The organism is Streptomyces sp. CA-181903, assembly GCF_050937075.1.
GTDB lineage: Bacteria > Actinomycetota > Actinomycetes > Streptomycetales > Streptomycetaceae > Streptomyces.
The window spans coordinates 1-16,598 of sequence record NZ_JBNJLY010000002.1 but is presented as its reverse complement, the minus strand read 5'-3'; the positions used below and the strand labels follow the sequence as shown (position 1 = coordinate 16,598).

Below are 16,598 nucleotides of genomic sequence, written 5' to 3'. Positions count from 1 at the left end.
CCCCGGAGGCAGAGCCCGCCGGATCGTCGGCGGCTGCCTCGGCTCCGGGGAGCCGGCGGACGTGGTGGTCGCCGCGTACGAGGCGGCGGCCGGGTGGCCGCTGGTGGCGTCGCGGCGCGCGGTGCTCCGCGAGCAGGCTCAGGCGGTCCTGGCGACGGGGCGGCCGGTGGAGTGGGTGGCGGCCCGCGCGGCGGAGATGCCGGCGAAGAACTGGACGGATCTGCTGGTGCACTGCCAGAAGTCGCCCGTGCCGGTCCCGGGAGCCGCTTCCCCCGCGGCTGCGCCGTTTCGGCGCGAGAACTGCCCGTTGCCGGGCCACGGGGCCTTTCCGGCTGACGCGTGCTCGGAATGCGAAGTGGACGCCATCCGCCGGGAGACTCGTCGGGTCGATTTCGACCCCCAGGCCCTGATCAGGCAGATGCGGAAGAAGACTGCGGATGCCGCGGCGGCGCGTCGTGGCCGGTGAGGGGGCTCGGATGGAACTGACGACGCGTCTGCCGGCTCCGGCGGCCTCTCCGGAGGACGACTGCGACGAGCGGCTGGGACGGACGCAACCGCACGACGTCGACGCCGAGCGGTGCGCGCTGGGCTCCATGCTGCTGTCGCAGGACGCCGTAGCCGAGGTCACCGAGATCGTCACGGCCCGGGACTTCTACCTCCCGGCGCACGCAGTGATCTTCGTGGTGGTCCTGGAGCTCTACGCGGCCGGGGAACCGACCGACCCGGTGACGGTCGCCAGGGCGCTGCGCCAGCGGGGTGACCTGGCGCGGGTCGGCGGGGCAGCGGCGTTGCACGCGTTGGTGGAGGCGGTGCCGACGGTCGGGAACGCCGGGTACTACGCCGAGTTCGTCCGCGAACAGGCGGTGTTGCGGCGGATGGTGGAGGCCGGTACGCGCATCGCGCACCTGGGCTACGCCGGGGAGGGGAGCTGGACGAGATCGTCAACGCCGCCCAGGCCGAGATGTTCGCGGTCACGGAGGACCGGGCCGCGGCGGAGCCGGGGAGCTCCATTGCCGCGATCCTGGAGCGGGCCGTGGACCAGGTGGGCGCCTGCCGGGAGGGCGAGCTGACCGGCCTCACGACCGGTTTCACCGACCTGGACCGCCTCACGCACGGTTGGCAGCCGGGCCAGCTCATCGTGGTGGCGGGGCGGCCGGCCATGGGCAAATCGACCTTGGCCCTGGACTTCGTGCGGGCCGCGACGTTGCGGGCCGGCCGGTCGGCGGCGTTCTACTCGCTGGAGATGAGCGAGGACGAAATCGGCATGCGGGTGTTGTCGGCGGAGGCGAAGGTGCCCCTGCACCACCTGCGGTCGGGCATGGTGTCGGAGGACGGGTGGGCGCGCATTGCCCAGCGCGTTCCCGAGATCAGCGCGGCGCGGCTGCACGTGGACGAATCACCGGGGCTGACCCTGGCCGACATCCGCACGCGCACCCGCCGGATCGCCAGCCGCGACGGGCTGGACCTGGTGGTCATCGACTATCTCCAGTTGGTGACCGCCCTCGGCCGGCGCGGCTCCTCCCGGCAGGAGGACGTGGCCGCAATCTCGCGCGGGCTCAAGCTCCTGGCGAAGGAGTTGGGCGTGCCGGTGATCGCGCTGTCCCAGCTCAACCGCGGGTCCGAATACCGTCAGGACAAGCGTCCCCAGGTGTCGGACCTGCGCGAGTCCGGCGCCATCGAGAACGACGCCGACATCGTGCTCCTGGTCCACCGGGAGGACGCCTACGAGAAGGAGTCCCCGCGGGCAGGTGAAGGCGAACTGATCATCGGCAAGCATCGCGGCGGGCCGACGGCCACGATCACGGTGGCGTTCCAGGGCCATTACTCGCGCTTCGTGGACATGGCGCAGACTTGAACAGGGCCGTCGTGCGGCCTGTGCGGCCCCGTGATCGCCGAACAGGTCGCTCTGGCCCCCTTGGCTGCCCGGCCTCCTGAAAGGCGCTCAGGCGGCCTTCTGTGGCCCTTGGTTCAGAGGTGGATGAGGTGACGCGCATCGTCAGGTTGTGCGCTGCGTATCCGCAGCGCTACGGCGGGCGCTACCGGAGTCCGTCGCGGTGGCTTTCTGTGCTACAGGACTACCAGCGTGGAAGAGGTCCCAGTCCAGCCAATCACTGCTGGTCAGCGCCGAGTTACCAGTAAGTACACGAGCTCTGGGAGCCAGCGGCGTCCTGTCCGGTCCACCGCCTTGGGGCGTAATGGCTGGTGAGCGTGCACGCTCCGCCGTCCACCACCGCGCCCGGGTACGCCCGAGCGCCTCATCCCGAGGGGGAACATGTCCACGCTCTTTCTGCTGGTGCTGCTGCTCCTGGTCGTCGTCGTGATCCTGCTGGCCGCGGGTGCCGCCTACGTCGTGCACCGCCACCCGTCCTGGAGCCAGCCGCTTACCGCCGCCTTCAGCGCCGTGACGCTCATGGGCGTTCTCGTCGGCCTGATCCTCACCCGGTGACCGAATCGGCGTACTGCGGCGGACGAGGGGGACTTGAACTCCCACCCCCGTTCTGGGGCCGGGGCCGCGCCCGCAGCCGGACGGGCGTGGAGGCCGGCTGCGGGCGCGGTTCATCATCACGGCCCGACCGGTGAACCGGTCGGGCCGACACGCGCGCGTACGGGCGCGCCGACGGCAGAACCGGCGTCGGCGCCGAGGAGGGGAGAGACGTGTACGGCCTGATGGTGGAGCTGGTGACGGTTCAGCGGCTGGGCGTCCTGGCGGAGGAGGAGCCCGAGCGCCGGCGGGAGTTCCTGGTGCGGCGTGCCGCGGCGGCGGACCGGTACATCGACGCCGACGTCCCGGACGTCGCCGACCGGGAGGCCGACGTGGTGCTTGACGCCGTCCACTACGCCCGCGCGCTGCTGGAGTACGACCGGGCGCACGGCACCGGTCTCGGCCCGGTCGCGGCCGGCGCGGCGTGCTGGCAGGAGGACGCGCGCGGCTACGCCCGCCAGGAGCACCGGGCGTGGGCCGAAAAAGACGCCGAGGCGCCGTGAGGGAAAAGCCGCCGGGGCGCGGGGAGTTCCCGGGCCCGAGGGGTGCTGGAGAGAAGTAGTCGGCAATCGCCGCTAGCTCTGCAGACGGCATCAGCCCAGGTCAGGGCCGGTGATGGTCTGGCCCGGTGCTGCGGGGCGGCACAACCTGAAAACCAACCTGAGAAACCACCTGAAAAGCGACCTGAGAAACACCCTGACACGCAACCTGACGCGCAACTCGAATTGACGGGGTTTCAGCCGTCGGCGCCGTGACGGTGCGCACGCTGAGTACAAATGCGGATGCTGAGTGTCAGACCCTGGTCGTACTCTCGGCGGTCTCTGCGACGTGTGATCGATGGGGAGGCCAGATGGACGACATGGACGACCGGGGCACCCGCGCACTCTCGATACAGGTGGGACTCCTGCTGGCCGCCGGCGGCCCCCTCGTCCTGGCCGCGGCCATCGGCCCGGTGCTGGCGTTCGGGGTGGTGGCCGCGCCGGTCCTCGGCTGCGCCGCCGGCCCGGTGGTGGCCCGGTGGGTGGCGGTGCGCCGGCTGCGGCGGTGGCTGCGCCGGCTCTAGGGCGGCGCGCGGGCGGCCGGGGCCGGGGCAGCGCCGGGGAAGGGGGCCCGCACACGAGTGCGGGCCCCCTCCCTGGTGGGGTGTGGTGTCACGGCGTCATGGCGCGGGCGTCGGCCAGGATCTGCGCGTGGTCGAACGCCAAGTCGGGGAGGGCGGTGATCGGGACCCATCGGGTGTCGGTGGCGTCGTCCCCGGCCCGGTCGTGGGTGTCCTCGGGGACGGCCGCCCGGTAGGCGACGGACACGTACCGTGCGCGGGGGTCGCGGTCGGGCCGGTCGTACACGCCGATGAGCGTCAGGTCGGCGGCGGCGACGTGCACGCCGGTTTCCTCTTCCAACTCTCGGGCGGCGGCGTCGACCGCCCGTTCGCCGCGGTCCACGTGACCGCCGGGCAGAGCCCACAGGCCCTGGTAGGGGTCGTACTTCCTCCGGATGAGCAGGACGCGGCCGGACGGGGTGACGGCGACGATGTCGGCGGCATAGCGGATCGTCTCGAACGTCTCGGTGTCGCTCACGGTGTGCCCCTTCTCGTGGCTGTCGGAGTGTCAGGAGAACCGGCGGGTGGAGGCGACGATCTCGTCGTGGGTGGGGACCAGGACGTACGTCTCGTCAAGAGGGAGCCACCGGACCTCGGCGGCGCCGTCCCCGGCGGTGGCGACGGTATGGGCGGGGACCCGGGTGTAGTAGGCGGTGGTGTTGTCGACGGCGTTCGGGTCGCGGCCGGGGGTGGACCACACTCCGGCCTCCATGAGTGCGGGGGGCGCGACCTGTACGCCGGTCTCCGTCTCCAGCTCACGGGCGGCGGCGACGAGAGGGGAGTCGCAGGGGCCGACGTGCCCGCCGGGCAGTGTCCACCGGGCGTCGGGCTCCTCGCCGCGCCGGACCGCCAGCACGTATCCGTCATCGCGGCGGCACACCACGTGGACGGTCGCGCGGAGCTGCCGCATGCCGGCGTCGTAGGTCGACCTGGCGGTGCTGCGGGCGTGCGAGGAGCCCGTCAGGGTGGACGCCAGGGTGCCCCAGGTCATGCCGTCCACGTTGCGGGCGATCACGGTCATGTAGCGGATACGGCGGGTGAGTTCGGCATGCAGGGCGGCGGCGGCACGCAGGATCTTCGCCCGCTCGAACTGGTCGACGGAGGCAAGATCCGCGGCGGGAACCCCGAGGGCGGTCAGGGCCTCGGCGAGTCCGGCGTCGAGCGTCTGGGCGATCCGGCCCTCAGGGTCGTCGGCAGGCTCCCAGACGACGGTGGCAGCAGTTCCGGTGGTGCGGGACACGGACACGGGCATGGTCGGTCCTCTCAAGGTGTGCGGAAAGCGCACACCTACTGTGTGGAACACACACACCCCCGTCAAGGGGTCAGACGACGCTCGGACGCGCATTTCCGGTCGCGCGCATCGCTTGTCTGCGGCCAGGGGCGGCCGGGAACCTGGAGGTAGACGGCCGGGGCGATCCGCGCGGGCGCGGTTCCCGGCCGGGCGGAAGGGGTGAGCATGATGGCGCGGCGCTACTGCCGGGGCCCGGGGTGTACGCGGCTGCTGCCCGAGGCGGGCACCGCCGGCGGGCGGCCCCGGCTGTACTGCTCCGACCGGTGCCGCTCCCGCGACCGCCGGCTGCGTGAGCGCATCGACCGCGGTCTGGACCGGCGGGAGGCGCGACTGGAGGAGACGGCCGAGGACCGGCACCGGCTGACCGCGGCGGCCTACGCGGTCGCCCGGGAGGCCCGGCACCTGGCCGCGGCCCTGGACACCGAGGCCGAGCAGCCGGACTGGCGTCAGCCGGCGTGGTGGAACCGCCCGGAACCAGACCTCGGCCGGCCCGGCGCCCCCTACACCCGCGCCACCCTGGCCCTCGTGGAGGCCGCACAGCAAGCCGTCGCCGCCGCAGTGGCCGCCGACCGCGCGGCCGGCGACGGCTGGGCCGAGATCGGCGCGGCCCTGGGCGTCAGCGCGGACACCGCCGCCCGCCGCTACTCGCGTCCCGCCCCGCCGGCCGCGACGTGAACCGCGCCGCGAAGGCGAAACGACGGTCTGTCAAGCCCTCGCGAATCCCTTGAATGTGAGGTCAGCAAGGTCAACACTGGCGGCGGCACCCGCGGCGTCGACTGCGTCGCCCCCTCCCTTTCACCCAGGCCCTCGGCAAGCTCATTGCCGGGGGCCTACGCATGCTGCCCCGAAGCCAAGCCCTTGCGAGTCGGTGAACCCCCGTAGGCGCCGCGCCCATTGGGAGGGGGCGCACGCATTTTCGCGACCGCTTGCCGGGCTAGGGGGTCAGTGGGCGAGGGTGTCGCCGCCCTCCCCGACCGGGGCCGGGCCCACCACCGCGCCGCCAGCCGGCGCCGATTTCGACAGGAGAACCAACATGAGCACGCTCGTTCCGCAGCCGGCCCCGCACCCGCCGGCCTCCGCCTCGGCACCGGTTCCCGGGCCCGCGGGGGACGGCGGTGCGGCCGGCCCGGCCGGGGCACCGCCGCAGCCGATATCCCCCGCCCCGGCTCCGACGGTCCCCGACCCGGGCGATACGGCCGCGCTGCGCCGCCAGATCGGCCGGCTGCACCGGGCGGTGGTGGGCGTCGCCGTCGCCCTGGCCGCGCTGCTCGCGGTGGCGCTGCTGTACCTCCTGGTGTGCCACCCGCGGCTGGTCGGCCCGCTCGGGGCATGGGGCAGCCTCATCGGCGGCCTCGGCGGCGTGGTGGTCGCCGCCGTGGCGGTCATGGCCGGCCGTCGCACGCAGGACTGAACGACTCCCGTGTACGCGAAAGCCCCGCTGGCGGCGGGTTATGACGTCCTGTCACCGCTAGCGGGGCTTGTCCAGGGGAAATATCGCGATGTCAGCTACGGTCAGTGTTCGTCGAGGCAGTCGGCGAGGTGGCGGGCGGTGCGGGCGAGGATCTGCATGTACGTCACGGCCGTCCACGGCTGCGGGCCGGGCGACGCGGCCAAGTCGCTTTCGACGCGGGTGATCACACAGTTCCAGCGGTGCCAGGCCACCGTGGTGCGCTCCAGGGCGTCGCGGCGTGCCTCGGCGTCGGAGCGCATTTCCTCCAGGTGTCCGCGGAGCGTGGTGGTCAGGTCGCGTACCTCGCGCATCGGCGGGAGGGCGGTCCGCTCTTGGAGGGCGCGGCGGACGGTCGCCCGGATCGTGGTCAGGTCCAGGGGCGGGGTGTCACCGGTGAGCATGGGGTCGACCTCGGCGGGGCGGGGGTGGGTCACGGGTCCTCCCGGGACGGCGGGCGGGAACGACGGCGCGGCCGGGCCCCGACGGGGGCGGGGTCCGGCCGCGCCGGCACCACCCGGGAGGGCGGGTTAGGTCCGCCGGAGCCCCGGGTGGTGCCGACTCCCAGATAACGGCGGGAGCGGGTGGGGCGGAAGGGCGGAAAGCCAGGTTCGTGCGTGCAGGGCACCGGGCGAATTGACCTCGGCTTTATCTGATGAGGGGTGGGCTCCGGTCCTACGGTGAAGGGGTGAAGGCGCCCAATGCCCCGCTGGCGGACTGGCTGGCCCAGGTGGGTATGTCGCAGGTGGAGTTAGCCGACGCGGTCAACGATCGGATGCAGGCGACGGGCGGGCGCGGGGGCGTGACGGACCGGACGGTGCGCCGGTGGCTGTCCGGCGAAGTCCGCAGCCCGCAGGCGAGGCAGGCGCGGGCCTTGGCCGAGGTCGCCGAACGGCCGTTGAGCGCCCTCGGGTTCGTGCCGCGTCGGCGCCGGGTGCAGGAGGTGATGGACCCCGTGAAACGTCGACAATTCGTGATCACGACGGGCGTGGTGACGGCCGTCTCCGTCGCCGGGGTTGGTCCGGCCGCGGCTGGTGGCGCTCCGGCCGTGCCCGCGGCGCGGGGGCCGCGGCCGCGGGTGGGAATGAGCGACGTCGACCGGCTGACGGCCCGGCTGGCGGATTTGGTGGCGGCGGACGACCGGTTCGGCGGTACCGCTCGCCTGGAGGCCCGCGCCGTCGCCCTGGCCCAGCAGGCGCTGGCCCTCCAGGAGCACGCCACTGTGTCCACCCGTGTGAGGAACCGGCTCTATGCCCTGGCAGCCAGCTTCACCTCGTCCGCCCTGTGGGTGGCCACGGACGGCGGCCGGCTGGAGGCCGCGCAGCGCCACCGCGACCGCGCGGTGATGCTCGCTGGCCTCTCCGGCGACGGCGCCGAGATGTTCCGGGCATGGGGGCACGCCGCCGCCCTGGCCCGGCACTTGGGGTGCCCCGGGGACGCCCTGGCCGCGGACGACGCCGCCCGCAGCGTCGCGATCACCCGCCGCGACCCGCTGTTCGCCTCACTCGTCCACGCCCGCACCGCCGTCCACCACGCCGACACCGGTGCCACCACCGCCGCCCTGCGCAGCCTCGGCCACGCCGAGGACTCCCTGACCCGCGCGCAGCCGGCGCCGCGGCCGCCGTGGGTCGCCTTCTACGACGCCGCGGAGCTGGAGCTGTTGGCCGCCACCGCGCACGGTGCGTTGGGCCGGTGGGCGGACGCCGAGGCCCACGCCCGTGCCGCCCTGGCCCAGCTGCGCCCCCACCTGCTGCGCAACGCCGCGCTGACCCGCGCTCACCTGGCCCGCGCCCAGCTCGAACAGGGCGCCCTCGAAGAGGCGGTGGCGACGGCGGGCGCGGTGCCGCCGGCGGCTCGCCACGGACGCACCGGCCGACTCCTGGAGACGTTCTCCGCCCGGCTGGAGTCCCTGGCGCCGGGCACGCCCGAGGCCCGCGCCTGGGCCGCCGACACCCGACAGAAGGGCCGCGCATGAGCGTGGAGATAAAGAGCTATACCGATGTGAAGGCCGTCCGGGAGACGCTGCTGGAGGTGTTCGCCGACGTCTACGCGGCCGAGGCCGACGCGTTCCACTCCGTCGACCGGTTCGCCGAACGGCTGGACATGCACGCCTCCCGGCCCGGTTGGGAGGCCGTCGTGGCCTACGACGGGCGGGAGCCGGCGGGGTTCGCGTACGGCGTCCCGCTCGCCGCCGGCGGCCGGTGGTGGAGCCACATGATCACCCCGCTCCCCGACGGCTACGACCGGGAGGACGGTCGGCGCACCCTGGCCTTCAACGAGCTCATGATCCGTCAGCCGTGGCGCGGTACCGGTCTGTCCACCCGCCTCCACGACGCGCTGCTGTCGGGGCGGACGGAGGAGAGGGTGACACTGCTGGTGGACCCTAAGCACCCGGGGGTGGTGAAGCTGTACCGCTCCTGGGGATACGAGGAAGTGGGATCGCAACGCCCGTTCCCCGACAGCCCCGTCTTCCTCTGCATGACCCGCCCGCTGCGCCTGGACAGCGAAGCCGGCGCCTGAGACGACCGCATGGTGAAGGACCGCACGCAGGTGCGGTCCTTCACCATGCCTGCGCGACGAGTTCTGATCTTAGGGAAGGTCGTTGCGCTCCAGGGAGAAGAAGAGGGTGTTCGCGCGTGTCAGGAGCGGGTCGGCCTTCTCGGCCTCGGCGCGCACCAGTTGGTACATGTCGTGGCGGGTGGCGCCGGGCGGGGGCGTGAGGGTGCCGGAGAGGGTGTAGGAGACGGCGGTGGCTCCGGACAGGCTGGAGGCCGGGGTCTCCAGAGTGATCACGAAGTGGTGGCTGCCCTGGGCCTGCTGGCGGGATGTCACCGGATCTCCCAGGTGTCGCCGGTCTTGCGGAGGGTGCCGGCGCCGGGGGTGGTGAGTCGGCCCGTGGTGGGGCCGAGGCCGAGCGCGTCGATCTCAGAGAGGAGCGCGGCGACCTGGACGGCCCGGTCGCGGGCCTGCCGCTCGCGGTCGGCGTACTCAACGGGGGGCCCGGTGAACATCGGTCTCTCCTGTCTGCGGTGGCCTCGGTGGGGCGGGGCCTGATGATCGGCCGTACAGCCCATCTTGATGTCGACTCACTCGACATGTCGAGTGAGTCGACATGACTTGTCCGGAAGTCGCGTCCGGCGCGTTGAGGGCGTCCACTCCTCGGACCGGCGATCGCCGCAGATGGGCCGCGGTTTCGGGGTGTCGGCCCGGTGTGCGTCGAGAAGAGGCCGGGGTTTTCTTCCAGCCGAGTTGTGTCGAGTGACTCGACATGTCGAACGACTCGACATGAGGATGGGGTCATGAACACCGACGACAACACCGCCGACGCCCTCTCCGGCCGGACCCGGGCCCTGCTGGACCTGGGGGGCTGGCCGGTCCGCCGCGACCGTCTCGCCGCGGAGCGCGTCGCCCTGGTGGTGGCCGCGTGGCAGGCCGGCGCCCGCAACGTCGCAGAGCTGGCGCGGGCGGCGGACGTCTCCCGGGACGTGATCTATGACGACTTGCGCAGGTCCGGCATCAACCCGAGCGACCCCCAGACGAAGAAGGAGTCCGTCATGCCCGCAACGACTCAGCAGGTGAGCGCCCGCCGCCGACTGCTCCAGCAGGTGAAGACCCTGCTCGACAGCGACCGCGGCCTGGGCGCGCTGGTGGAGTTCAACGGCCGGCCCGACCTCGGCGACACCGAGAAGGCCGTCCAGATGGCATGGTCGCGGGCCCTGGTGGCCCTGCACGGTCGGGATCGCGCCGCCAGGGTCTACAGCGGCTACGCCCGCGACCGGCAGCGCGACGTGGCCCGTTCCGGGCTCACGCTCACCTCGTGGGACTCCCTCGTCCTGGACACCAAACCCGTGGGCGACTGGACCCGCGACATCCACGGGTTCCTGTGCGTCGTCTGCGGCGGCACCTTCCCCTCCGTGCTCATCGAAGGTCTCGACCCCGCGTGCCAGCGGTGCGCCCGTGAGAACACGGAGTCCCCGGAGGAGGCCGCGCCGCTGTGGCGCGCGTACAGCCACCACGCCTTCGTGTTCCCCGGCGCGCTGCGGGAGGAATTGCCCAAGGGGGAGAGCACCGTCACCGTGCGTTTCGACACCGAGGAGCACCGGGAGTACACCACCGGTGACGTCGGCTTGTTCTTCTCCGACGTCACCAGCCTGCCGGGGTACGTGCAGCACTCCACCCAGGTGTTCGGCGAGAACCGCGACGCCCCCACCGCCGTCATCGAAGCGCACACCGAGCACGACGGCCGCGGGTTCGACATCACCGCCACGTTCACTTACGACCCGCTCCCCGAGGCCGGTGAGCCGCACCCGTACGGGTTCCGGTTCACCGCGGCCCGCCTGACGCCCACTCACCCGGCCCCCGGCGCCCCGGCGGAGTACACCGACGTCTACGCCATGCTCGACGCCCTGATCAACGGCCTGCACGGCGACGCCGGCACCACCACGAAGTAGCCGACCGACCGCCCCCGGTGCCGCGGCCTCGGGCCGCGGCACCGCCACACACGACCCCAACACCGCGGAGGACCCATGTGGGACGCGATCATCGCCGTTGCCGGCACGCTCCTGGGCGGCATCGTCACCGGCACGCTCCAGCACCGCCACGCCGCCGCCGCGCGCGCCGAGGACCGGGCCGAGGCCCGCCGCCAGTCCGTGACCGACGCCGTGGCCACCGTGGCCGCGGCGCTGGCCGCCCACCGCCGCGCCATGTGGGTCCGCGAAGACGCCCGTCTCCGGGGCGCCCCGGAGGCCGAGGTCACAGCCGCCCGCGCCGAGTCCCACATCACCCGCGCGGCGATCACCGCCCCGCTCACCCGCCTTGCCGTTCTCGCACCGCAGCTTGCCGACGCCGCCCAGGACGCCGCCCACACCACGTACGCGCTGCGCGCCGCCCCCGACGCCCAGACCCTCAGCGCCCGACGAGAATCCGCGCTCACCGCCGCCGACCACCTCGTTGCCACCGCCGGCCGGATACTGGCCGCCCTGTAACCGACCACCCTTCCACTGGCGCAGCCCTCCCGGCTGCGGCACCAGCACGTAGGCGGGCGCAGCGGTACGCAGACACGGAATCGCAGTTGACCTGCGGTGATGACTACGCTGACGGGGTGGACGAGGAGGTAGAGCAGGAGGGCCGACGCCCGCACGTGCTGGTGTTCCTGCCCGACGGGCAGACGGTGGAGGCCGCCGTCCTGCGCCGGCGGCGGGACCGCGCCGGGCGCTGGTGGTACGACTGCGCCCTTGAGGTACCGGACCGCATCGACCTTCCCCACGGCCCCCGCCCCACGTCCAGGCGATCGAGTTCTCCGCGCTCTACCCCGACCACGTCGCCCCGTTGACCGGGGAGGACTACAGCGTGCTCGATCCGCCCCGCCGGCCGAACGGAAGCGGTGGCGGATCGAACGACCGGTGGGCAGCGGGCGGACTACGTCATCCACCGGGCCGACTGCGCCTCCGGCACCCACTCACCCGTCCTGGCTACCGACCAGGAGGCGCTCCAGCTCTTGGCCGGGCCGGACGAAACGCTGACATGCGCGGTCTGCAAGCCCGAGGCCCTGCTACGCCACTACGGAGCCTGACCGCTGATGTGACGGTGGGAAAGCAGCGCAGTCTGCTCGCGCCGGGGTACGTTGGAGTGTGACACCGGCGAGGCAGCCGGAGGTCACGGGTCCGTCGGTCGGCGGACGCGGCGGAGCCCACCACCGGGGGCACGGTGGCGGACTCCTGGAAGAACCACCTGCTGTGGGGTCCCTCGCCAATACGTCTGGCGAGGGGCTACAGCGTGTGCCTCACCTCCAGCCACCACCGGAGGACCGCGACGGCGGCGGCGCCCAAGGGCGGAGCCACCCAGCGGTAGATCCGGTAGAGCCGGGCCCGCAGATGAGGCCAGTTCTTCTTCTTGCGATGGCGCACGTGCTGCGCCTTTCTCCCGGGGTGGGCAGTCGCCCACCGGTCATCCCTCTCGCGGAGGGCTGACCATGGGCGCGGCCACCCGGGTGGCCCCCGGGGTGGCCGCGCCCCAAACAGCCCCCGTGGGGTGGCTGACCGTTGCGGGCGCCCCGGAGAGACCGGCGTCACGTCGTCATCACGCGGGAGCATAGCCGTGATCCGCATCACTCCGCGGTGGAACGGGCGACGGGCGACCGACGGCGGCCACCGTCGTTGGACTGGGCATGACGGCCTCCTCCACCGGCGCGCACCAACTGGCGCTTCCCGCGGTCTCGGCCGGCGGCCGACGCCGCGTCACCCACATCACCGCCCGACTCCTCGGCGCTCTCACCCCTCACGTGCGGGCCGGCTGCGCGGCCGAGCGCGCCGCGGCCCTGGCCTCCCTGGTGGCCCTGGTGACGGACGTCGACGCCGAGGGCCAGGGCGTCGCCGAGCCCCATCTCACCGGCGGCGCGGCGATCGACTGCGCGATCGTGCCGGCGCTCGGCGAGGGGGTCCGGCTCCACCCGCTCGCCGGCGGCGGCATGCTCGCCGCGTTCGCGGACGAGAGTGCGCTCACCCTGACCTGAGTGCCTGTCGGCGGACCCTCGGCAAGCGGGACCAGCGGTCGGTGGCGCCCGACGGGTGCGAAAGGATGGAGGGATGACCACACCGTCCCGCGCCCTGGGGCAGGGAGTCGCCTCCCTCATCCCCGCGCCCGCCGACTCCCTCTCGGCCGCGGCCCGAGCCCGCGCCGCCCTGGCCGCCGTCCAGACCGCGAGCATCCCGATCGTCGTCCTGGACGGCGTGGCCGCGCTCCTGGAGGAGCTGGAGCACAGCACGGAGGACGAGGAGATCCGCGACGCCGCCCGAGACGCCACGGCCTACCTTCGCCGCGCGGCATCCTGACACCCCGCGAAGCCAGGCGCGTTCGGTCTAGGCTCCGGCCATGCCGATTTGTGGAGTGGCCGACCCCAAGCGGGCGGTGCTGTGTGAGCGCGTCTCGATGCACGACGGCGACCACCAGGCCGATGAACGGGCCTGGCCGCGCACCGAGTGCTGGGCCCTACGCCTCCCGGCCTCGCGCTCAGGTGCGTACAGGACCTGGGACACGACGGCTCGCACGTCGGTACCGCCTGGCGTTCCACCGGGCCGACACAGAGCCGGAGGCGGTGCGGATCGAGTGGGGCGCCCACGGCGTCACCTGGCTGTCCGGCGAGCCGCTTCCCCGGCCGGCCTGGACTCCGAATCCCCTCGCGTCGACCGGCCCGTAGGCGGTCACCTGCGCAGACCACCCGATCCGCCTCCACCGCACCCTGGCGAGCCCTGGGCCGGTAGCCGGTTGATCACGATGGCCAGAGGGCCCGTACCCATATCCCGGGTACGGGCCCTCTGGCGTATCCAGAATCTCAAAGGCTCTTTCAGCAAACAGCATGCGGAAACAGCATGCAGATTGGTAGGGTTGGGCCATGACGACCTTGAGCACGGAAGCGCTGCTGCGCCTCACGGTCGCGGCCCTGATGGCCCACACCGGAGAACGCCAGATCGACCTGGCCGCCGGCGTCGGACTCTCTCAGACCCAGGTCAGCCGCAAACAGAAGGGCTGATGCACTGGTCCCTGGACGACGTCGACCGACTGGCCGCGCACTACGGCATGCCGGTCCTCGACCTCCTGGCCGGCCCGACCCACGCCGCCGCCACCCTCCCCCAGGACCGCACGACGGGAGCCGGCCGCGCCGGCGTGCAGACCTCCCTGCCCCTCCCCAACCTCCTACTCCGGCCCCGGCCCCGGCGGCGCCGGCCCAACCCGAGCGACCGCCGAGGCGACTGGCGCGCCGCCCGCCTCCGCAGCCGCCGAGACACCCACTCCCAACCCGGACACCACCGTCCCGCCGGCCGCGGACACCACCCACAACACCCCGCAGCACCCCACCGACGAACGCCCCGCAGCCAGCGCCGGAACCCGCGCCGCCCGCCGCCCGGCCGGCCCGGCCGCCGGACGGGACGAGCTGGTCGACGCGATCGCACAATCGGCGGCGGACGCACTGATCGCAGCGGAGGGGGACGCGGAAGCGGCCCAGGCCGCCCTGATCAAGCGTGCGATCCCCGACGTCATGGACCTCTTTCGTCGGTCCCGTATCGGTGGCCGATACGAGCACTCGGAGTTCCCGCCCACCGCCGACATCCTCAAGAAGCGGTCCCAGAAGGGCGCGGACGACATCTGGGAAGGCCGGCCGAAGTGGCGCAACACCGCGTGGCTCAAGGCGGCCCGGGTCGCCGCAGAGCCCGTCACGGTGCACGTCCTGGACGTCAACGCCGCCTACCTCAGCGCCATGACCACCCACCTGCCGATCGGTCAGCTCCAGCACGACACATCCGGCGTCCACAACACCAAGCGCGCCGGCGTCCACCGGATCGAACCGCCGGCGTGGGACCGCGCCGACCTCCCCAACCCCCTCGGCGCCCGCCAGGAGCCCGGCCCGCTGTGGGTCACGGAACCGACGCTCCGTCTGCTGCTGCGCTGCGCACGGGAAGAGCTGTGCGACGCCCCGGTCATCCTGGAGTCCTGGACGTCCGGCAGCACCGAGGCACTTTTGAAGAAATTCCGGGAAGGGCTCCGGGACGCTCGTAAAGAGGCCATCGATAATAAAGACGAACTGACCCTTGAATACGTGAAATCCATGTATTCTAAGTTCGTGTCCACCATCGGCGAGTCCACATGAACCGGGAAATCCGCCGCCCCGACTGGATGCACATCATCCGCTCTCAGGCATTCGCCAACCTGTGGCTGAAAGCCGTAAGGCGAGCGCGGCCGGACTCACCATTGTGGAAATGTCTGGAACTGACGAACTCCAAGTCGTCGGCGACTGGCGGACGGTGTTCCCCGAAGCCGGGGGCTTGCGGAAATGAAGGAAAAGAAGGACAAAACCTACATCCTCGGGGGCAGTAAATGGCCGGTCGATGGAACCAGTTCGGCTTCTACGGCGCCCAGGGCCTGGCCGGGAAAGACGCCCTGTCACAGCAGCTCCAGGAGCTGGTGCGCGCCGGCGGCATCAAGAGCCCGTGGACAGCCCGCGCGGCCTGGCCGCCCGCCTGCGCTACCTCGACAGCCCCCGCGGCCGAGAGGCCCTGCGAGAGGCCGGCATCAAGGCCCGCCCCAGCGTCGTCAAGGCGTGGCGAGAAGGTAATCGCCAACCCCGCGCCGCCACCTCGACCGCATCCAGCACGCCTACCTCGAACACCGCGCCGCCAACCTCGTCCGTAGCGGCGCACTCGCACGCCACCTCGACAACAACGGCCGGGGAACCCGAGTTGAGATTTACCCGGTCGACCAGCGACACGTGCAAGAGGGCGAAAGCGCGACATCCCCCAGCGCAGCATCACCGTTCGCTATGTCTGGGAAGACATGGTAAATGCCTGGGCGGCCGGAGATGAGGGGACGCTGGATGAAATTTGGGACGACATCATCTGTGACCTGGATTCCGAGTACGACGCCTACACCTACGTAAGCGCCGTGGGATTCGCGTAACCCCAACCGTAGCGCCGGTCGCGCCCGCCTTTCTGGGCTGGGTGTGACCGGCGCTTTCGTATGCGTTTTGGCTATCGGCTTTGGGTTCCTTGTTGGGTTTTGGTATTCGGTTTTTGCATTTGGGGTGGGGTTGGTTCGGTGGGGGTTGGGTGGGGGGTTTTGGGTTCTGATGGTGTGTCAGGTTGGGGGTGGGGTGGTGTTGAGGGTCTGTGTGCGGAAGTGTGCGGCTGGCGGGTTTCGGTGGGAGCGCTCGGGTGTCGGTTGGGGTGTTTTGGCTGGTCAGGGGGCTGTTGTGGGTGGTGGTGGGGTGGTCTGCTGGGTGGGTCGGGGAGCCGGCCGGGGCGTGGTGCGGTGGTCGGGTGCCCTCGGCTGGCTCTTCGGTGGGTGCGGGAGGGTGTGAGAGGTGTAGACCAGTAGCCGGGGGGTTTCTGTCGGGGTGTCAGGTGGTGTGGGGTGTGGGGTGGGTTGACGGTGGTCGGTGGTGGGTGCAGACTGTAATGGTCGGGAGCGCGTCAGGGTTCCTGGTGGTCGAGCCGGCCGGAGGCCGGCCCCTGGTGGTCGACCGCCGCCGAAGGTGGCGGGCCCCTCGCTCGGACCCGCACACGCGCAGCAACTTCGCAGGCTAGAAGGGTAGTTGGAGGAGGAGCCGGTCGAGCCCGGCCGGGAAGAGAAGGCCGAGACCCCCCTCCCCGTAGCCAGCCCGTCCGCAACGCCGGCAACGGCGCCGCACCACCCCGCCGTCACCGAAGGTGACGGCCCGGCCCGGCACTCGACTGGGCGGTGCGGAGCACCGCGGGCCCGCTTGACGGGCCGAAGACCGTCGCGTCGT

At 72.3% G+C, this 16,598-nt stretch carries 22 protein-coding genes and 1 pseudogene; 17 read left to right on the top strand and 6 right to left on the bottom strand.

Going from position 1 to position 16,598, the window contains the following annotated elements:
• Positions 1 to 61 precede the first annotated feature (61 nt).
• The 5 genes and pseudogenes from ACQEVS_RS32980 (at position 62) to ACQEVS_RS32960 (ending at position 3,545) form a co-directional block, all read left to right on the top strand.
• Entirely contained in the window at positions 62 to 466 is a 405-nt protein-coding gene (locus ACQEVS_RS32980; RefSeq protein WP_433028317.1) for a hypothetical protein, read from the top strand.
• A pseudogene (gene dnaB, locus ACQEVS_RS32975) lies at positions 438 to 1,855 on the top strand (replicative DNA helicase). Before ACQEVS_RS32980 ends, dnaB begins: the two are co-directional and overlap by 29 nt.
• Before the next feature lie 417 nt (positions 1,856 to 2,272).
• The gene (locus tag ACQEVS_RS32970) at positions 2,273 to 2,446 is read left to right on the top strand and encodes a hypothetical protein (RefSeq protein ID WP_433028314.1); all 174 of its coding nucleotides are present in this window, start codon (positions 2,273 to 2,275) and stop codon (positions 2,444 to 2,446) included.
• 209 nt (positions 2,447 to 2,655) lie between these two features.
• Positions 2,656 to 2,985, top strand: a complete 330-nt coding sequence (locus tag ACQEVS_RS32965) for a hypothetical protein (RefSeq protein ID WP_433028311.1) — start codon at positions 2,656 to 2,658, stop codon at positions 2,983 to 2,985.
• A gap of 347 nt (positions 2,986 to 3,332) precedes the next feature.
• Complete coding sequence (locus tag ACQEVS_RS32960; protein WP_433028308.1) at positions 3,333 to 3,545, top strand: hypothetical protein; 213 nt, start codon at positions 3,333 to 3,335, stop codon at positions 3,543 to 3,545.
• Positions 3,546 to 3,633: 88 nt separating this feature from the next.
• Here ACQEVS_RS32960 and ACQEVS_RS32955 read toward each other — a convergent pair whose 3' ends face one another.
• Positions 3,634 to 4,059, bottom strand: a complete 426-nt coding sequence (locus tag ACQEVS_RS32955; protein ID WP_433028305.1) for an NUDIX domain-containing protein — start codon at positions 4,057 to 4,059, stop codon at positions 3,634 to 3,636.
• A gap of 30 nt (positions 4,060 to 4,089) precedes the next feature.
• The gene (locus ACQEVS_RS32950) at positions 4,090 to 4,833 is read right to left on the bottom strand and encodes an NUDIX domain-containing protein (protein ID WP_433028302.1); all 744 of its coding nucleotides are present in this window, start codon (positions 4,831 to 4,833) and stop codon (positions 4,090 to 4,092) included.
• Between the two features lie 204 nt (positions 4,834 to 5,037).
• On the opposite strand from ACQEVS_RS32950, the gene ACQEVS_RS32945 reads away from it, so the two are divergent.
• Entirely contained in the window at positions 5,038 to 5,547 is a 510-nt protein-coding gene (locus tag ACQEVS_RS32945) for a hypothetical protein (RefSeq protein ID WP_433028299.1), read from the top strand.
• A 358-nt stretch (positions 5,548 to 5,905) separates the two neighbouring features.
• Positions 5,906 to 6,283 carry a hypothetical protein gene (locus ACQEVS_RS32940; protein WP_433028296.1) on the top strand — a complete coding sequence of 126 codons (378 nt, stop codon included), beginning with the start codon at positions 5,906 to 5,908 and terminating at the stop codon, positions 6,281 to 6,283.
• 101 nt (positions 6,284 to 6,384) lie between these two features.
• On the opposite strand, the gene ACQEVS_RS32935 is transcribed toward ACQEVS_RS32940, so the two are convergent.
• Positions 6,385 to 6,756: a DUF6415 family natural product biosynthesis protein gene (locus ACQEVS_RS32935; protein WP_433028293.1), complete on the bottom strand. Its 372-nt coding sequence runs from the start codon at positions 6,754 to 6,756 to the stop codon at positions 6,385 to 6,387.
• Positions 6,757 to 7,007: 251 nt separating this feature from the next.
• Between ACQEVS_RS32935 and ACQEVS_RS32930 the strand changes: the two genes are divergently transcribed.
• On the top strand, positions 7,008 to 8,294 hold the full coding sequence (locus tag ACQEVS_RS32930; protein WP_433028290.1) for a Tat pathway signal protein: 1,287 nt from the start codon (positions 7,008 to 7,010) through the stop codon (positions 8,292 to 8,294).
• Entirely contained in the window at positions 8,291 to 8,839 is a 549-nt protein-coding gene (locus tag ACQEVS_RS32925) for an N-acetyltransferase family protein (protein ID WP_433028287.1), read from the top strand. The genes ACQEVS_RS32930 and ACQEVS_RS32925 overlap by 4 nt, the downstream gene beginning before the upstream one ends.
• Positions 8,840 to 8,908: 69 nt before the next feature.
• Here the strand turns inward: ACQEVS_RS32925 and ACQEVS_RS32920 are convergent, their stop codons facing one another.
• Positions 8,909 to 9,151, bottom strand: a complete 243-nt coding sequence (locus ACQEVS_RS32920; RefSeq protein WP_433028284.1) for a hypothetical protein — start codon at positions 9,149 to 9,151, stop codon at positions 8,909 to 8,911.
• Positions 9,148 to 9,330, bottom strand: a complete 183-nt coding sequence (locus ACQEVS_RS32915) for a hypothetical protein (protein ID WP_433028281.1) — start codon at positions 9,328 to 9,330, stop codon at positions 9,148 to 9,150. Before ACQEVS_RS32915 ends, ACQEVS_RS32920 begins: the two co-directional genes overlap by 4 nt.
• Before the next feature lie 288 nt (positions 9,331 to 9,618).
• Between ACQEVS_RS32915 and ACQEVS_RS32910 the strand changes: the two genes are divergently transcribed.
• From ACQEVS_RS32910 to ACQEVS_RS32895, 4 genes are all read left to right on the top strand, one after another.
• Entirely contained in the window at positions 9,619 to 10,770 is a 1,152-nt protein-coding gene (locus ACQEVS_RS32910) for a hypothetical protein (RefSeq protein ID WP_433028278.1), read from the top strand.
• A gap of 75 nt (positions 10,771 to 10,845) precedes the next feature.
• Entirely contained in the window at positions 10,846 to 11,304 is a 459-nt protein-coding gene (locus ACQEVS_RS32905; protein WP_433028275.1) for a protein kilB, read from the top strand.
• A 116-nt stretch (positions 11,305 to 11,420) separates the two neighbouring features.
• A complete protein-coding gene (locus ACQEVS_RS32900; RefSeq protein WP_433028272.1) occupies positions 11,421 to 11,651 on the top strand; it encodes a hypothetical protein in 231 nt (76 codons plus the stop codon).
• 51 nt (positions 11,652 to 11,702) lie between these two features.
• Entirely contained in the window at positions 11,703 to 11,891 is a 189-nt protein-coding gene (locus ACQEVS_RS32895; protein ID WP_433028269.1) for a DUF6233 domain-containing protein, read from the top strand.
• 196 nt (positions 11,892 to 12,087) lie between these two features.
• On the opposite strand, the gene ACQEVS_RS32890 is transcribed toward ACQEVS_RS32895, so the two are convergent.
• A complete protein-coding gene (locus ACQEVS_RS32890; protein WP_433028266.1) occupies positions 12,088 to 12,225 on the bottom strand; it encodes a hypothetical protein in 138 nt (45 codons plus the stop codon).
• 260 nt (positions 12,226 to 12,485) lie between these two features.
• Between ACQEVS_RS32890 and ACQEVS_RS32885 the strand changes: the two genes are divergently transcribed.
• The 4 genes from ACQEVS_RS32885 to ACQEVS_RS32870 all read left to right on the top strand — a co-directional run bounded on the left by ACQEVS_RS32885 (position 12,486) and on the right by ACQEVS_RS32870 (position 14,963).
• Positions 12,486 to 12,830: a hypothetical protein gene (locus ACQEVS_RS32885; protein ID WP_433028264.1), complete on the top strand. Its 345-nt coding sequence runs from the start codon at positions 12,486 to 12,488 to the stop codon at positions 12,828 to 12,830.
• Between the two features lie 73 nt (positions 12,831 to 12,903).
• Positions 12,904 to 13,149, top strand: coding sequence for a hypothetical protein (locus tag ACQEVS_RS32880; protein WP_433028261.1), 246 nt, complete (start codon positions 12,904 to 12,906; stop codon positions 13,147 to 13,149).
• Between the two features lie 560 nt (positions 13,150 to 13,709).
• Positions 13,710 to 13,847 (top strand): hypothetical protein, encoded by a 138-nt coding sequence (locus ACQEVS_RS32875; protein WP_433028258.1) that lies wholly within the window; start codon positions 13,710 to 13,712, stop codon positions 13,845 to 13,847.
• Between the two features lie 507 nt (positions 13,848 to 14,354).
• Complete coding sequence (locus tag ACQEVS_RS32870) at positions 14,355 to 14,963, top strand: hypothetical protein (protein ID WP_433028255.1); 609 nt, start codon at positions 14,355 to 14,357, stop codon at positions 14,961 to 14,963.
• Positions 14,964 to 16,598: the final 1,635 nt, after the last annotated feature.

Coding starts and splice junctions, on each gene's coding strand:
- ACQEVS_RS32925 (WP_433028287.1), top strand. CDS start 8,291: ATGAGCGTGGAGATAAAGAGCTATACCGATGTGAAGGCCGTCCGGGAG.
- ACQEVS_RS32870 (WP_433028255.1), top strand. CDS start 14,355: ATGGACCTCTTTCGTCGGTCCCGTATCGGTGGCCGATACGAGCACTCG.
- ACQEVS_RS32960 (WP_433028308.1), top strand. CDS start 3,333: ATGGACGACATGGACGACCGGGGCACCCGCGCACTCTCGATACAGGTG.
- ACQEVS_RS32910 (WP_433028278.1), top strand. CDS start 9,619: ATGAACACCGACGACAACACCGCCGACGCCCTCTCCGGCCGGACCCGG.
- ACQEVS_RS32905 (WP_433028275.1), top strand. CDS start 10,846: ATGTGGGACGCGATCATCGCCGTTGCCGGCACGCTCCTGGGCGGCATC.
- ACQEVS_RS32915 (WP_433028281.1), bottom strand. CDS start 9,330: ATGTTCACCGGGCCCCCCGTTGAGTACGCCGACCGCGAGCGGCAGGCC.
- ACQEVS_RS32950 (WP_433028302.1), bottom strand. CDS start 4,833: ATGCCCGTGTCCGTGTCCCGCACCACCGGAACTGCTGCCACCGTCGTC.
- ACQEVS_RS32875 (WP_433028258.1), top strand. CDS start 13,710: ATGACGACCTTGAGCACGGAAGCGCTGCTGCGCCTCACGGTCGCGGCC.
- ACQEVS_RS32880 (WP_433028261.1), top strand. CDS start 12,904: ATGACCACACCGTCCCGCGCCCTGGGGCAGGGAGTCGCCTCCCTCATC.
- ACQEVS_RS32885 (WP_433028264.1), top strand. CDS start 12,486: ATGACGGCCTCCTCCACCGGCGCGCACCAACTGGCGCTTCCCGCGGTC.
- ACQEVS_RS32945 (WP_433028299.1), top strand. CDS start 5,038: ATGATGGCGCGGCGCTACTGCCGGGGCCCGGGGTGTACGCGGCTGCTG.
- ACQEVS_RS32970 (WP_433028314.1), top strand. CDS start 2,273: ATGTCCACGCTCTTTCTGCTGGTGCTGCTGCTCCTGGTCGTCGTCGTG.
- ACQEVS_RS32940 (WP_433028296.1), top strand. CDS start 5,906: ATGAGCACGCTCGTTCCGCAGCCGGCCCCGCACCCGCCGGCCTCCGCC.